This is a genomic window from Pandoraea sp. CB10b_02 (assembly GCF_002216225.1).
Lineage (GTDB): Bacteria > Pseudomonadota > Gammaproteobacteria > Burkholderiales > Burkholderiaceae > Pandoraea > Pandoraea nosoerga.
Window position 1 is genome coordinate 59,274 of the sequence record NZ_NJGW02000013.1, and the last position, 14,469, is coordinate 73,742.

The window sequence follows — 14,469 nt, forward strand, 5'->3', positions numbered from 1 at the left end:
TATGCCCGGCGCACAATGTATTTCGTGTAACGAGATGGGGGCCTCGGGTGCCGGCAATGAGCCGACGCAACCCATTGAAAAAATGTTGGCGCGCCCGACTGGAATCGAACCAGTGACCCTCGGCTTCGGAGGCCGATACTCTATCCCCTGAGCTACGGGCGCGGTGCTCGCCGCCGGGAAGGAGTGCGCGAGCGCGCTGCCGGCGGGCAAAGAGGTAGAAGCATAGCGGTTTTGCCGCGCGCCGTCCATGCCCTGTGCATTCTCGCGCCCCACAATGCGGCAATTTCATGCCGCACGACGCTGCTGCGCGGATTTGCTGTGCGCGCAACGCGCCCGCGCTTTGCGCACGAACCGCGCGGAACACTGCTTTCGCTTTCGCGTAAGTTAGGGAAAATACGGGACTTTTGCGGCGTCTACGCACCGCCTTCGCGTGTCATCCGCCGAACGTTTGTTGCTACAATGGTTCGTTATTTTGACTGGATGGTGCCAGCCATCCGGTGTGATGCACTCGGTTTCCACAAAAACTATTGAGAGATCCCGCATGAGTGAAGCACATAACGAGCATGAGTCCCTCATCAAAACACCGAAGCAGCTCATCGCCGCAGTCGTCGCAGGTTTTCTGGTACCGATCGTCATCATCGTCTTGCTGGTCAATTACGTGGGCAACAGCGCCCTGACCGGCGCCGGCAGTTCCGCCATGACCGAACAGGCCATTGCCGAGCGCATCGCGCCCGTGGCCAAGGTCGAGATCAAGGACGCCAGCGCGCCACGCGTGTATCAGACCGGCGAACAACTCTACAAGGCCGTTTGCGCCGCCTGCCACGCCTCCGGCGCCGCCGGCGCGCCGAAGGTGGGCTCGCCCGACTGGGCGCCGCGCATTGCGCAAGGCTATGACGAAATGCTCAAGATCGCCCTGGCCGGCAAGGGCGCCATGCCGCCGCGCGGCGGCACCAGTCCGGACGACGTGACGGACTACGAAATCGGCCGCGCCATCGTCTATATGGCCAACGCCTCGGGCGGCAAGCTCCAGGAGCCGCCAGCGCCGGCTCAGCCCGCCTCGGGCGCCGCAGCCGCGCCCGCCTCCGGCGCTGCCTCTGCCCCGGCCTCGGGCGCCGACGCCGGCAGTGCCGCGGCCGCCGCCGCCGCCATGGCGTCGCTCAAGACGGCCGCACCGGCCGCAGCGGGCGCGGGCAGCAACCTCGAAGCCGGCAAGAAGCTGTACGACACTGTCTGCATGGCCTGCCACGCCGCCGGCGTCATGAACGCGCCGAAGTTCGGCGACAAGGCCGCATGGGCGCCGCGCATCAAGACCGGCATCGACACGCTGCACAACGCCGCGCTCAAGGGTCTGAACGCCATGCCGCCCAAGGGTGGCGCCGCGAATGCCTCGGACGACGACGTCAAGGCCGCCGTCGATTACATGGTGAACGCCGCGAAGTAATACCGGCGCGCGCAACGTTTCGCAATCGCCACCCTGAAAATCCCCGCCTCGGCGGGGATTTTCTTTTTGGCGTCCCGGGGGGGGGCGGCGTCGCGCAGGCTCGCACGCGCGGCGTCAGCCCTCAGCGCTCATACTCGCACGCACAGTTGCGGATCGAAGCTGGCGTTCTCCACGCGTGCCTCGAAGCAATAGCCGCGCGGATTGCACAGCACGCGCGTGCGCCCGACCTTGTAGTCGAACGAATCGTGCGTGTGGCCGTGGATCCACAAGGCGGCCTCCGACTGCTCGACGACCGAGGTCAAATCCGAAATGAACGCCGGATTGACCAGCGAGCCCTCAAAGCGCGGATGGATGCTTCTCGGCGTGGGGGCGTGATGCGTGACGACCACCGTCGGCCCCTCATGGGGCGTGGCGAACACGCGCGCGAGCCACGCGACGTTCTCGCGACACAGCGCTGCCGAATCCTCCGGCGAGAAGAACGGCAGATCCGACCATGGCGCTGCCGGGTCGCCTACGCGAATGCGCGTGAAGTCGCGCACGAACTTGCGCGATTCCTCGATCACTTCGTTGTGCTTGCCCAGCGCGTCGTACAGCGCGAAGTCCGTCCACAACGTCGTGCCCACGAAGCGCACGCCGTCGATCACCACGGCCGCGCGCTCAAGCAGATGCACCTGGGTGCCCGCGACGAGGCGGCGCAGCTCGGCGAGCGTGCCGGCAAGCGTCGCGCCATAGAACTCGTGATTTCCGGGAACGTAGATGACGGGACGAGGCAACTGCTTCGCCCACTCGATCGCTTGCGCCGGACGGCTGATGTCGCCGGCGAGAATGGTGACGTCGGCGTCGACGTCGGGTACGGCCATCGGGGCTACGGACAAATGCAGGTCTGACAGGATATGCAGTCTCACGCACACGCTCCACTAGGCTTGAGGATCGGTGCCGCACACGTGCCGCGCGCCTGCGTGCCGGACGCATCGCCGTGCGTCGGACGTGTGGGCATTGGATCGAAATCAACGCAATTTGCGCATTGTTTCGCCCGTTTTTTACCGACTATCACCTGCGCGGCGCCGATGGTCAAGATGTCTTTGTCATCGATAGAACGCGCTTCTATAGTGAAACTTCACCTGACGAGTGGAGGAGAGCCTATGCGCAAACTGTGGGTCGCCGTCCTGCTTTGTTTGGCCGGTCTGACGGGCGTTGTCGCAGTATCGAGTCCGGCGGCCGCATGTGACCAGACGTCTTCGGGCGGCGGCAAATAGCAGCAAGCATTGCGTACACGGCGTGCCTGCCGCCGCCGACAGCCCCGGTACGGACATCGCCGCACCTCAAGCCAGCCCCCCGCTCGCGGGGGGCGACTCGTTTACGACGTCAAGGCGCCGGGGTCACGCGCCCGACGTCGACGGCGCCTTGCCGCCGCCCGCGAGCATCGCCTTGAGGCTGGCGAGCCGGTCCTTGGGTGACATGGGCGCTTCTTCCGGCGGCGGGGGCGGCGCGTCGTCCAGTTGCATCTCGGCGACGAACCGCGATACTTCGCACGAATACGTCTCGCGGGCCCGTTTGCGCTTCTTGCACCACGACAACTGCAGCGAGCGCTGCGCGCGCGTGATGCCCACGTACATCAAGCGCCGCTCCTCCTCGATCTTCTCGGCGGTGACCTCTTCGTCCTCGCGGATGTGCGGCAGGATGCCTTCCTCGACGCCCACGAGAAAGACGTGCGGGTACTCGAGTCCCTTCGACGCGTGCAACGTGGACAGACGCACGGCGTCCGGATCGTCGCCGTCGCGGCCCTCGAGCATCGACATCAGCGCGATGGTCTGCGTGAGCTCCAGCAGGCTCTTGCCGTCGTCGTCGGTCGCGTCGGCGTCGTCGAGAGGGTCGAGTCCGGTGGCGGCGTCCGTGGTGCTGCGCGTGCCCTTGCGCTTCATCCATTCGAGGAATTCGAGCACCGTCGTCCAGCGCGCCTGCGCCTGACGTTCGTCGAACGTGTCGTACAGATACGCCTCGTAGTGAATGCCTTCCATGAGGTCGTCAATCACTTCGTTGGCCGGATCGCGGGCCGCGCGCGCCGCGATGCGCTGGATGAAGTCGCAGAACGCGCGCAGCGGCTCGAGCTGCCGCGGCAGCAGCCGCGCCTCGACCGCGCCCATGTAGACGGCCTCGAACAGCGAAACCTTGGCCTGCCCCGCGAAGCCGCCGAGCACTTCGAGCGTGGTGCTGCCCACGCCGCGCCGCGGCGTGGTCACGGCGCGGATGAATGCGGGGTCGTCATCCGGATTGGCGAGCAGGCGCAGATAGGCGCACAGATCCTTGATTTCCGCCTTGTCGAAGAATGACTGGCCGCCTGAGAGCACGTAGGGAATGCGCTCGCGGCGCAATACCTGTTCGAAGATGCGGGCCTGATGGTTGCCGCGATAGAGAATCGCGTAATCGCGAAACTCGGCGCGACGCTCGAACTTGTGGGCCGACAGCCGGAAGACGACCGACTCGGCCTCGTGTTCCTCGTCGTTCATCGCGGTCACGGTGATCGGATCGCCCAGACCGTGCTCGCTCCACAGCTTCTTCTCGAAGAGTTTCGGATTCTTCGCGATGACGTTGTTCGCCGCCGTCAGAATGCGCGACGTCGAGCGGTAGTTCTGTTCGAGCTTGATGACCTTGAGCGTCGGGAAGTCCACCTGCAGCTGCTTGAGGTTCTCGAGCGTGGCGCCGCGCCAGCCGTAGATGGCCTGGTCGTCGTCGCCCACCGCGGTGAAGGCCGCGCGCTTGCCTGCGAGCAGCTTGAGCAGCAGGTACTGGCAGGTGTTGGTGTCCTGATACTCGTCGATGAGCAGGTAGCGCAGCTTGTTCTGCCAGCGCTCGCGCACTTGCTCGTCGCGCTCGAAGAGTTCCGCGGGCAGGCGGATCAGGTCGTCGAAGTCGACCGCCTGATAGGCCTGCAGTGTCGCCATGTAGTTGCGGTAGACGAGCGCGGCCTGGTGCTCCTCGGCCGTCTCGGCCGCGGCGAGCGCCGTCTCGGGCGTGATCAGCCCGTTCTTCCACAGCGAGATGGCCGTCTGCACGCCGCGAATCATCGCCTTGTCGGTGGTGCCGAGCTGCTCCTGGATCAGACCGAAGCAGTCGTCCGCATCGAGAATCGAGAACTGCGGCTTGAGGCCGACGTTCTCCGCTTCGCGTCGCAGAATCTGCACGCCCAGCGAGTGGAACGTACAGATCGTGAGCTGATTGACAGGGACCTTGCGACCTTCCTTGCCGGGTGTGGTGAGCGTCTTGCCTTCGAGCTGCTTGGCCACGCGCTCGCGCATTTCGGCCGCGGCCTTGTTGGTGAAGGTTACCGCGGCGATGTGCTTCGGCTCGAAACCCTTCGCCTCGATGAGCCACGCGATTTTCTGCGTGATCACGCGCGTCTTGCCGCTGCCCGCGCCGGCCAGCACGAGGCAGGGGCCGTCGAAGTAATGCGTGGCTTCGTTCTGAGCAGGGTTGAGCGGGAAGGACGACATGGCGTGAAGCGATGGGGACGGGAGTGGCAGCCGGCGGGTGCGCGCACGGCGCGGTGCGCATGTACCGGCGGCGTCGGCGTGGCGAGCGTCGGCCTGCCGGATAGCGGGCAAGTCTATCACGCGGCATGCACGTCGCCGTGACACGCCGGGTGCGCGACGCGCACGCACACCTGTCCCCATGCGCCACTGTGGGGCGGACGCGACGCGTGCGCTGGCGTCGACGCGCGGGCGGTGCCTATAATGAAAAACGTTGCCATCGTGGTGAGGTCGCCGTGCAATGTCCAACCTGTGGGACGAACAATGCGCCGCGTGCTCTGCACTGTGAGAAGTGCGGCGCGACACTCGGGGACGCCGAACCGGGATTCCGGGACGGCGAGCTGGCGGCGGCGGGCGCCCCCGCGGCGCCGCGGGGCCGGTTCCAGCGCGGCAGGCGCGACGGCGAGCCGGCCTGGCTCAACGGTGCGCTCGTCATCGGTACCGCCGTCTTTGCCGCCATCGCGCTGATCGGCATCTGGTGGAACCTGCGGGCGCCTTACGTCGACCCCGTTCCCAAACCTCCCGGCGGCGGACTCGCCGTCACCCCGTTCAACAGCGGCAATAGCCTGCCCGCCCCGGCAGGCGCCTCGGCCGCAAGCGCGGCGGCGCCCGCACCCCCCGTCGACGAAGCCTCGGCGGCGCTGGCCCGGGCACAGGCGCTGGCCGCGGCCGATGCCGCGGCGGCGGGCGCTGCATCGGAGGCTGCATCGGAGGCTGTATCGGAGGCTGTATCGGCCTCGAGCGCGCCGCTTACGGCCTCGGCGGCGACCGCCGCGCTCACCGCGCGCGCCACCGCCATGCCACCGGCGTCGCCGGCCCCTACCACCCCCGCCGGCAGCGACGCGCCGGACGCCATGATGCAGATGCTGAGCCGCCGCAACGCGCTTGACGCCGGCAACGTGGCGCGTCCAGGCGCCAACGCCGACCTGCCGGCCCACTACGACAACGAAGACTTCGGCCCGGCCACCCCGGCGTCCACGCAGCATGCCGCCGCGGCGCCGGCGGCTTCCCGGCCCGGCGCCGCGAGCGCCATCGCGGCCGCCCTCGCGCAATGCGAGCGTTATCGCTGGTACGAAGTGATTCCGAAGCAGCGCTGCATCTGGGCCGTGTGCAACGGGCATTGGGGCAAGGACGGCTGTCCCGCCGGCGCCAATCCGGGAGACACGCACTGACGCGCAGCGACATGCACCGACCGGCGGCGGCTTCGCCGCACCGCATTGCAACGGTCAGAATGGCCGGCGTGTGGGCGTGTGGGCGCGTTGCGGGTGTGTAGGCGCGGGAGCGGAGTGCCGGAAACCGGCGCCACGCGGCGCGACGCTCGAGCCGGGCGCGTCAAATTGACAGTCCCCGGCTTTCCCCGTAAAGTGCGCGAGCGTGGTCGGGAGAGCGCACCGGGAAGCACATGCCGGGGCCGCCGAAGGGGTAATACCCACAAACTCTCAGGCATCAAGGACCGTCCGCGCCGAAGGCATCGCCTTCGATCTCTGGAGAGCGGTTGCAGCAAGCGGGAGCGCGCTGGCAACCCACCGAAGGGGCCGGTACCGGTGGCAGACGCGGGCGCGTCGCACGGACCGGGCAATCTCTCAGGTACCAAGGACAGAGGGGTCATCTCGCCAACTGGCATTGCGTCGGGCAAGTGCGTCAGCACGGTCCGCACGCGCTAAGTGCCGGTCGTCGAGATGACCCCTTTTTGCGTTTTCGGACGCGGCTTATCCGAAATTCCCGAATCCTTGATGCCTGACGCCCCGATGACCGAACTCAAACGCACCCCGCTCAACGATACGCACCGCGCTGCCGGTGCCCGCATGGTCGACTTCGGCGGCTGGGACATGCCGGTGAACTATGGCTCCCAGATCGAAGAGCACAACGCCGTTCGCACCGATGCCGGCATGTTCGACGTCTCGCACATGTGCGTGGTGGACCTGCATGGCCCGAGCTGCCGCGAGTTCCTGCGCTACGCGCTCGCCAACAACGTCGACAAGCTGCAGAGCCCGGGCAAGGCCCTCTACACCTGCATGCTCAACCCGAGCGGCGGCGTGATCGACGATCTCATCGTCTATTTCATTGCCGAAGACTGGTTCCGTCTGGTCGTGAACGCCGGCACCGCCGACAAGGACCTCGCCTGGCTCGGCCAGCTCAACGCGCACGGCGACTACAGCCTGACGATCGTGCCGCGCCGCGATCTGTCCATCGTGGCCGTGCAGGGCCCGAACGCGCGCGCCAAGGTGTGGCAGGCCGTGCCGGGCAGCCAGGCCGTGAGCGAAGTGCTCAAGCCGTTCAATGCCGCCTTTGCGAAGGACACTCCGTTCGGCGAGCTGATGATCGCGCGCACCGGCTACACCGGTGAGGACGGCTTCGAAGTCATCGTGCCGGCCGATCACGTCGTGGCCCTGTGGCGGGCGCTCGTCGACGCGGGCGTGCGCCCGGCCGGGCTCGGCGCGCGCGACACGCTGCGTCTGGAGGCCGGCATGAACCTGTATGGCCAGGACATGGACGACAACGTCTCGCCGCTCGACGCCGGCTTGGGCTGGACGGTCGAGAAGGACAGCGAGCGCACGTTCGTCGGCAAGGACTCGCTGCTCTCGCGCGGCCAGACGTGGCGCTTCGCCGGTCTCGTCCTCGACGGCAAGGGCGGCGTGCTGCGCGCGCATCAGGTCGTGGCGACCGATGCCGGCGCAGGCGAAATCACCAGCGGCACGTTCAGCCCGAGCCTGCAGCAGTCCATCGCCTTTGCCCGCCTGCCCAAGGGCGTGCCCGACGGCGCGATCGTTCATGTGCAAATTCGTGACAAGCAATTGCCCGCACGTGTGGTCAAATTACCGTTCGTGCGTCACGGCAAGGCCGTGGTGGCGTGAGCGGACAGGCTCACCCCGCGCGGCAGACGGCACGACAGACTCTCAATACGACACCCCATACTGAAACCGGAGCGTCACAAATGGCGAACACCCCCGATAACCTGAAGTACGCCGAGTCCCACGAGTGGGCTCGCCTCGAAGCCGACGGCACCGTGACCATCGGCATTACCGACCACGCGCAGGAAGCGCTGGGCGACGTGGTATTCGTCGAGCTGCCGGACACCGGCCGCACGGTGACTGCCAAGGAATCCGTGGCCGTGGTCGAGTCGGTCAAGGCCGCCTCGGACATCTACGCCCCGATCGGTGGCGAGATTCTCGAGACGAACAGCGAAGTGCAGGGCGCGCCGGAGCTGGTCAACAGCGACCCGTATGCCAACTGGCTGTTCCGCATCAAGCCGTCGAACGTGAAGGAACTCGACGCACTGCTCACCGCCGAGCAATACAACGCCGGCCCGGGCGCCTGAGTCCGTCCGCGTCCGGCGACCAGCCGGGCGGCTCGGCGGTTCGGTGAATCGATGAATCGCGGTCTTCGCGAGTCTCCCGGTTCCCCACCCGCCGATGCGCCTGCAGACTTGCCCGCAGACCCGCACCGAAGCAATCCATTGCCGTTGTCACTTGCCGTGACCGCCCGAGAGATCCGACCATGAACGCCCCGTCCGACCTGCATCAGCCGCGCCGCTCGCTCGCCGAGCTCGAGCAGCGCGATAATTTCTCCGCCCGCCATATCGGCCCGGACACCCCCGAACAGCAGGCGATGCTCGCCGAGCTCGGCTACGCGTCGCGCGCCGCGCTGATCGACGCCGTCGTGCCCGCGTCGATCCGCCGCGACGGCAGGCAGTTCGCCGCGGCGCTGGGCCAGTTCGCCGCGCCGAAGACCGAATCGGAAGCGCTCGCGCAACTGCGCGCGCTCGCCGACCGGAACCAGGTCTTCAAGTCGTTTATCGGTCAGGGCTACTACAACACGTTCACGCCGGGCGTGATCCTGCGCAACGTGCTCGAGAATCCCGCCTGGTACACCGCCTACACGCCGTATCAGCCGGAAATCTCGCAAGGTCGCCTCGAAGCGCTGCTCAACTACCAGCAGATGATCATCGACATGACCGGGCTGGCGATCGCCAACGCGTCGATGCTCGACGAGGCGACGGCCGCCGCCGAAGCGATGACGCTGGTCAAGCGCACGGGCAAGTCGAAGTCGAACACGTTCTTCGTGGCCGACGACGTGCTGCCCCAAACCATCGAAGTGGTGCACACGCGCGCCAGGCCGCTCGGCATCGAAGTGCAGGTCGGGCCGGTCGCGGCAGCCTCCGGCGTCGATGCGTTCGGCGTGCTGGTGCAGTACCCGGGCGTGGGCGGCGACGTGCGCGACTACCGCGCGCTGGCCGACGCGGTCCACGCCAAGGGCGGCATGCTGATTGCCGCGGCCGACCTGCTCTCGCTTACGCTGCTCACGCCCCCGGGCGAATGGGGCGCGGACGTGGCCGTGGGCAACAGCCAGCGCTTTGGCGTGCCGATGGGCTTCGGCGGCCCGCACGCCGCCTACCTGGCCACGCGCGACGAGCTCAAGCGCTCCATGCCGGGCCGTCTGGTCGGCGTGTCGATCGACTCGCAAGGCAAGCCGGCGCTGCGCCTCGCGCTGCAAACGCGCGAGCAGCACATCCGTCGCGAGAAGGCGACTTCGAACATCTGTACGGCGCAGGCGCTGCTTGCCATCATGGCCAGCATGTACGCCGCATATCACGGCCCTCAAGGGCTGCGCGTGATCGCCGAGCGCGTGCATCGCCTGACGGCGGTGCTCGCCGCGGGCCTCGCGAAGCTGGGCGCCGCGCCGCGCAACGCCACGTTCTTCGACACGCTCACGGTGCCCGTCGCCGGTCGCGCCGACGCCGTGCATACGGCCGCCGCCGCACGTCGCTTCAACCTGCGTCGCGAAGACGCCGACACCGTTGGCATCTCGCTCGACGAGACGAGCACGCGCGATGACGTGATCGCGCTGTGGGAGGTGATCGCCGAGGGGCTGGGCAAGAGCGCCCAATCGTCGGGCGGGCTGGACTTCGACGCGATCGAGGCGGGCGTGGCGAACGGCTTCCCGGCGGCGCTGGCGCGCCAGAGCGCGTACCTCACGCACCCGGTATTCAACCGTTATCACTCCGAGCACGAGATGCTGCGCTATCTGCGCAGCCTGGCGGACAAGGATCTGGCGCTCGACCGCACGATGATCCCGCTGGGCTCGTGCACGATGAAGCTCAACGCCACGTCGGAGATGCTGCCGGTGACGTGGCCCGAGTTCGGCCAGATTCACCCGTTCGCGCCGGCCGAGCAGACCGTCGGCTATCGCACGATGATCGATCAGCTCGAGCAGATGCTGGTGGCCGCCACCGGCTACGCCGCCGTGTCGCTGCAGCCGAACGCCGGCTCGCAGGGCGAATACGCGGGTTTGCTGATCATCCAGGCGTATCACGCCTCGCGCGGCGAGGCGCATCGCGACATCTGCCTGATTCCGGCGTCCGCGCACGGCACCAACCCCGCGTCGGCGCAGATGGCGGGCATGCAGGTCGTGGTCGTGGCATGCGACGCGAACGGCAACGTCGACCTGGCCGACCTGAAGGCGAAAGCCGAGCAGCACCGCGACCGGCTGGCCGCGATCATGATGACGTACCCGTCCACGCACGGCGTGTTCGAGGCGGGCGCGCGTCAGATCTGCGAAATCGTGCACGCCAACGGCGGTCAGGTGTATGTCGACGGCGCGAACATGAATGCCATGGTCGGCCTGTGCGCGCCGGGTGAGTTCGGCGGCGACGTCTCGCACCTGAATCTGCACAAGACGTTCTGCATTCCGCACGGCGGCGGCGGCCCGGGCGTGGGCCCGGTGGCCGTTGGCGCGCATCTGGCGCAGTTCCTGCCGAATCAGCGCTCGACCGGTGGCTCGCGCCATGCGAATGGCATCGGCGCGGTGTCGGCCGCGCCGTATGGCTCGGCGTCGATTCTGCCGATTTCGTGGATGTACGTCGCCATGATGGGCGCGTCCGGCCTCGCCGCGGCGACCGAAACCGCGATTCTCAACGCGAACTACCTCGCCAAGAAGCTCGCGCCGCACTATCCGGTGCTCTATACGGGGCCGGGCGGTCTGGTGGCGCACGAGTGCATTCTGGATCTGCGTCCGCTCAAGGAAACGAGCGGCATCACGGTGGACGACGTGGCCAAGCGCCTGATGGACTTCGGCTTCCACGCGCCCACCATGAGCTTCCCGGTGCCGGGCACGCTCATGGTGGAGCCGACCGAGTCGGAGTCGAAGCACGAGCTCGATCGCTTCATCGAGGCGATGGTCGCGATCCGTGAAGAAATCCGCGCGGTGGAAGAAGGTCGTGCCGACCGGGAAGACAACCCGCTCAAGCATGCGCCGCACACGGCGGATGTCGTGACCGCCGACGAATGGCCGCACGCCTACGCGCGCAGCCAGGCGGCGTATCCGGTGGCCGGTCTGCGCGAGCGCAAGTACTGGCCGCCGGTAGGCCGCGCCGACAACGTGTACGGCGACCGGAACCTGTTCTGCGCGTGCGTGCCGATGAGCGACTACGAGTAAGCGCCGCGAAATTCGACGAACCGGGGCCGGCAGAAACATTGCTGGCCCTTTTTTGTCTCTATGGATGTCACGCGAATGCGTCAGCGTGAAGGCGCTCGCCGGGTATCACAACGTTTCAGCTAAATCAGGAAAGCCTCATGGCCGTTTCAGTTTTCGATTTGTTCAAGATCGGTATCGGACCGTCGAGTTCGCATACCGTGGGGCCGATGCGCGCAGCACTGATGTTCGTACAGGGACTGGAGCGCGACGCTTTGCTGCCGAAGGTGGCATCACTGCGTGCGGAGCTCTACGGCTCGCTCGGCGCCACGGGCAAGGGCCACGGCACCGACAAGGGCGTGCTGCTCGGCTTCATGGGCGAAGCGCCGGACACGGTCGATCCGTCGACGATCGCCGGGCGGCTCGCCACGCTGCGCCGCGAGAAGGTGCTGTCGATTCTCGGCAAGCACGAAGTGCCCTTTGTCGAGAAGGAGCACATGGTGTTCTTCCGCCGGGAGGCGATGGCCGAGCATCCGAACGGCATGAAGTTCCATGCCTTCGACAGCGACGGCAACAAGCTGCGCGAAGGGCGCTACCTGTCGGTGGGCGGCGGCTTCGTGGTGACGGCGGGCGCGTCGAACACGCAGGTGCTCGCCGCGCACGACCAGTTGCCGTACCCGTTTCGCACCGGCAAGGAACTGCTCGAGATGTGTCGCGCGAGCGGCAAGAGCATCGCCGGGCTGATGTGGGAGAACGAGAAGGTCTGGCACAAGAGCGACACTGCGGAGGAGGACATCCGCCGCGGCCTGCTCAACATCTGGGCGGTGATGCAGTCGTGCGTCACGCGCGGGTGCGGCATCGGCAACGACGAAGCCGACGGCGAACTGCCCGGGCCGCTGCATGTGCGTCGCCGCGCGCCGGAGTTGTATCGCCAGCTCACGCAACGCGCCGAGCGCACGCTGTCGGACCCGCTCTCGGTGATGGACTGGGTGAACCTGTACGCCATTGCCGTCAACGAGGAGAACGCCGCGGGCGGGCGCGTGGTGACCGCGCCGACGAACGGCGCGGCGGGCATCATCCCGTCGGTGCTGCACTACTACGACCGCTTCGTGCACGGCGCGAACGAGCAGGGCGTGATCGACTTTCTGCTCACGGCAGGGGCCATCGGCATTCTGTACAAGCTCAATGCGTCGATTTCGGGCGCGGAAGTGGGCTGCCAGGGCGAGGTCGGCGTGGCGTGCTCGATGGCCGCGGGTGCGCTGGCAGCGGTGCTGGGCGGGACGGTGGAGCAAGTCGAGAACGCCGCGGAAATCGGCATGGAGCACAACCTGGGGCTCACCTGCGACCCGGTGGGCGGTCTTGTGCAGATTCCCTGCATCGAGCGCAACGCGATGGCGTCGGTCAAAGCCGTGAACGCCGCGCGCATGGCGCTGCGCGGTGATGGCGCCCACTACGTCTCGCTCGACTCCGTCATCAAGACGATGCGCGAGACCGGCGCCGACATGAAGACGAAGTACAAGGAGACGGCGCGCGGCGGCCTGGCGGTGAATATCGTGGAGTGCTGATGGCGCGGTGGGCCATGGCGGCACGGCGGGACTGTCACGCGGCAGACACATGCCGCGATTAACCTCTCCCCGATGTCTCCTTGCCTTGTCTTTACGCCGCCCGGCAACTGCCGGGCGGCTTTTTTATTGCACGAACAAAAAGGGGCCGACGAGACAGTCTCGCCGGCCCCTCGTACCGCGGATCGCGGGTAACGCCGACGGCTTACTTGCCGCCGACGGTCTCCAGCACGGTCCACTTGCCATCCACGACCTTGTAGACGGTGATCGAGCCGTACTTCAGATCGCCCACGTTGTCGTAGGCCAGCTCGCGCGTGGTCACGCCCGGCATGCTCGTCTTGGCCAGTACCGGCAGGTACTTCGCCGGGTCGGTCGAGTTGGCCTTCTTCATGGCCGACATCATGGCCATGGCGCCGTCGTATGCGTATGGCGAATACGTTTCCGGCGCCGCGCCGAACTTGGCCTTGTAGCGCTGCTCGTAGGCGGCGCCGCCCGGCATCTTGTCGAGCGGCAGGCCCGCGAGCGACACGACCGAGCCGTTGGCGGCGTCGCCGGCGATCTTCAGGAACGCGTCGGACTTGACCATCTCGCCGGCCATCAGCGTGCTCTTCATGCCCAGTTCGCGCATCTGCTTGGCGAGCGGGCCGGCTTGCGCGTCGGCGCCGCCGTAGAAGATCACGTCCGGATTGGCGCGCTTGAGGTTGGTGAGAATGGCGCGGAAGTCCACGGCTTTGTCGTTGGCGAATTCGCGGCGCACGATCTTGCCGCCGGCGGCCTTGGCGGCCTTCTCGAATTCGTCCGCCAGACCCTGGCCGTAGGCAGTGCGGTCGTCGACGATGGCGATGTTCTTGAAGCCCAGCTTCTTCACGGCGAAGTTACCGACGACCGAGCCTTGCTGGATGTCCGAGGTCATCATGCGGAACGTCGTCTTGAAACCTTGCTTCGTATATTCCGGGGCCGTCGCCATGGCGATTTCCGGAATGCCCGCCTGCGCGTAGATGCGCGACGCCGGAATGGTGGTGCCCGAGTTGAAGTGGCCCAGCATGCCCTTGATGCCCGAGTCGACGAGCTTTTGTGCGACCAGCGAGCCTTGACGCGGATCCGCCTGATCGTCTTCCGACTGCAGCACGAACTTCACCGGCTTGCCCTCGATGGTCGGCTTCGTCGCGTTGTATTCGTCCACGGCGAGCTGAATGCCGTTCTGCATGTCCTTGCCGTAGTGCGCCTGGGCGCCCGTGAGCGGTGCGGCAAAGCCCAGCTTCACTTCCTGCGCCTGTTGGGCGTGCGCGGCGCCGCCGAATGCGAGCAGTCCCGCAACTGCCAGTGCGCCAGCCGTAAGCTTCGATTGCATCAACCCTCTCCTTGCATGTGTATGTCGTTGAGTGGCGCGCCTGCGGGATCGCCGCGACGCGCTTTCTTGGAACGCTGTCTGCCCGGAGCCGGTTGACTCTGGGACGGCATCGACCGAAATCAAACGCACTATGCGTCCGACGCGGCAGTATTGGATGGCTGCGCGCGCCGGTCAAGA

Annotated in this window: 9 protein-coding genes, 1 tRNA gene and 2 riboswitches; of the genes, 6 read left to right on the plus strand and 4 right to left on the minus strand. The window is 66.9% G+C overall.

The features are described from left to right. Positions 1 to 86 precede the first annotated feature (86 nt). Positions 87 to 162 (minus strand) — tRNA-Arg (locus tag CDN36_RS14950). Between the two features lie 379 nt (positions 163 to 541). Between CDN36_RS14950 and CDN36_RS14955 the strand changes: the two genes are divergently transcribed. Beyond that, on the plus strand, positions 542 to 1,441 hold the full coding sequence (locus CDN36_RS14955) for a c-type cytochrome (RefSeq protein ID WP_287497127.1): 900 nt from the start codon (positions 542 to 544) through the stop codon (positions 1,439 to 1,441). A gap of 128 nt (positions 1,442 to 1,569) precedes the next feature. Here CDN36_RS14955 and CDN36_RS14960 read toward each other — a convergent pair whose 3' ends face one another. Together CDN36_RS14960 and CDN36_RS14965 are read right to left on the minus strand one after the other, a co-directional pair. Then, the gene (locus CDN36_RS14960; RefSeq protein WP_150555536.1) at positions 1,570 to 2,346 is read right to left on the minus strand and encodes a metallophosphoesterase; all 777 of its coding nucleotides are present in this window, start codon (positions 2,344 to 2,346) and stop codon (positions 1,570 to 1,572) included. A gap of 474 nt (positions 2,347 to 2,820) precedes the next feature. Further along, entirely contained in the window at positions 2,821 to 4,932 is a 2,112-nt protein-coding gene (locus CDN36_RS14965; protein WP_287497128.1) for a UvrD-helicase domain-containing protein, read from the minus strand. 272 nt (positions 4,933 to 5,204) lie between these two features. Between CDN36_RS14965 and CDN36_RS14970 the strand changes: the two genes are divergently transcribed. From CDN36_RS14970 to CDN36_RS14990, 5 genes are all read left to right on the plus strand, one after another. After that, complete coding sequence (locus CDN36_RS14970; RefSeq protein ID WP_287497129.1) at positions 5,205 to 6,140, plus strand: zinc finger Ran-binding domain-containing protein; 936 nt, start codon at positions 5,205 to 5,207, stop codon at positions 6,138 to 6,140. A gap of 197 nt (positions 6,141 to 6,337) precedes the next feature. Beyond that, a riboswitch (glycine riboswitch) is annotated at positions 6,338 to 6,434 on the plus strand. 8 nt (positions 6,435 to 6,442) lie between these two features. Then, a riboswitch (glycine riboswitch) is annotated at positions 6,443 to 6,578 on the plus strand. A gap of 138 nt (positions 6,579 to 6,716) precedes the next feature. Beyond that, positions 6,717 to 7,823 carry a glycine cleavage system aminomethyltransferase GcvT gene (gcvT, locus tag CDN36_RS14975; RefSeq protein ID WP_287497161.1) on the plus strand — a complete coding sequence of 369 codons (1,107 nt, stop codon included), beginning with the start codon at positions 6,717 to 6,719 and terminating at the stop codon, positions 7,821 to 7,823. Positions 7,824 to 7,903: 80 nt separating this feature from the next. After that, positions 7,904 to 8,287, plus strand: a complete 384-nt coding sequence (gene gcvH / locus CDN36_RS14980; RefSeq protein ID WP_150555539.1) for a glycine cleavage system protein GcvH — start codon at positions 7,904 to 7,906, stop codon at positions 8,285 to 8,287. A 179-nt stretch (positions 8,288 to 8,466) separates the two neighbouring features. Beyond that, positions 8,467 to 11,403, plus strand: coding sequence for an aminomethyl-transferring glycine dehydrogenase (gene gcvP / locus CDN36_RS14985; protein ID WP_287497130.1), 2,937 nt, complete (start codon positions 8,467 to 8,469; stop codon positions 11,401 to 11,403). Between the two features lie 137 nt (positions 11,404 to 11,540). Continuing rightward, positions 11,541 to 12,944, plus strand: coding sequence for an L-serine ammonia-lyase (locus tag CDN36_RS14990; RefSeq protein ID WP_150555541.1), 1,404 nt, complete (start codon positions 11,541 to 11,543; stop codon positions 12,942 to 12,944). A 202-nt stretch (positions 12,945 to 13,146) separates the two neighbouring features. Here the strand turns inward: CDN36_RS14990 and CDN36_RS14995 are convergent, their stop codons facing one another. Further along, entirely contained in the window at positions 13,147 to 14,292 is a 1,146-nt protein-coding gene (locus CDN36_RS14995) for a branched-chain amino acid ABC transporter substrate-binding protein (RefSeq protein ID WP_150555542.1), read from the minus strand. Positions 14,293 to 14,469: the final 177 nt, after the last annotated feature.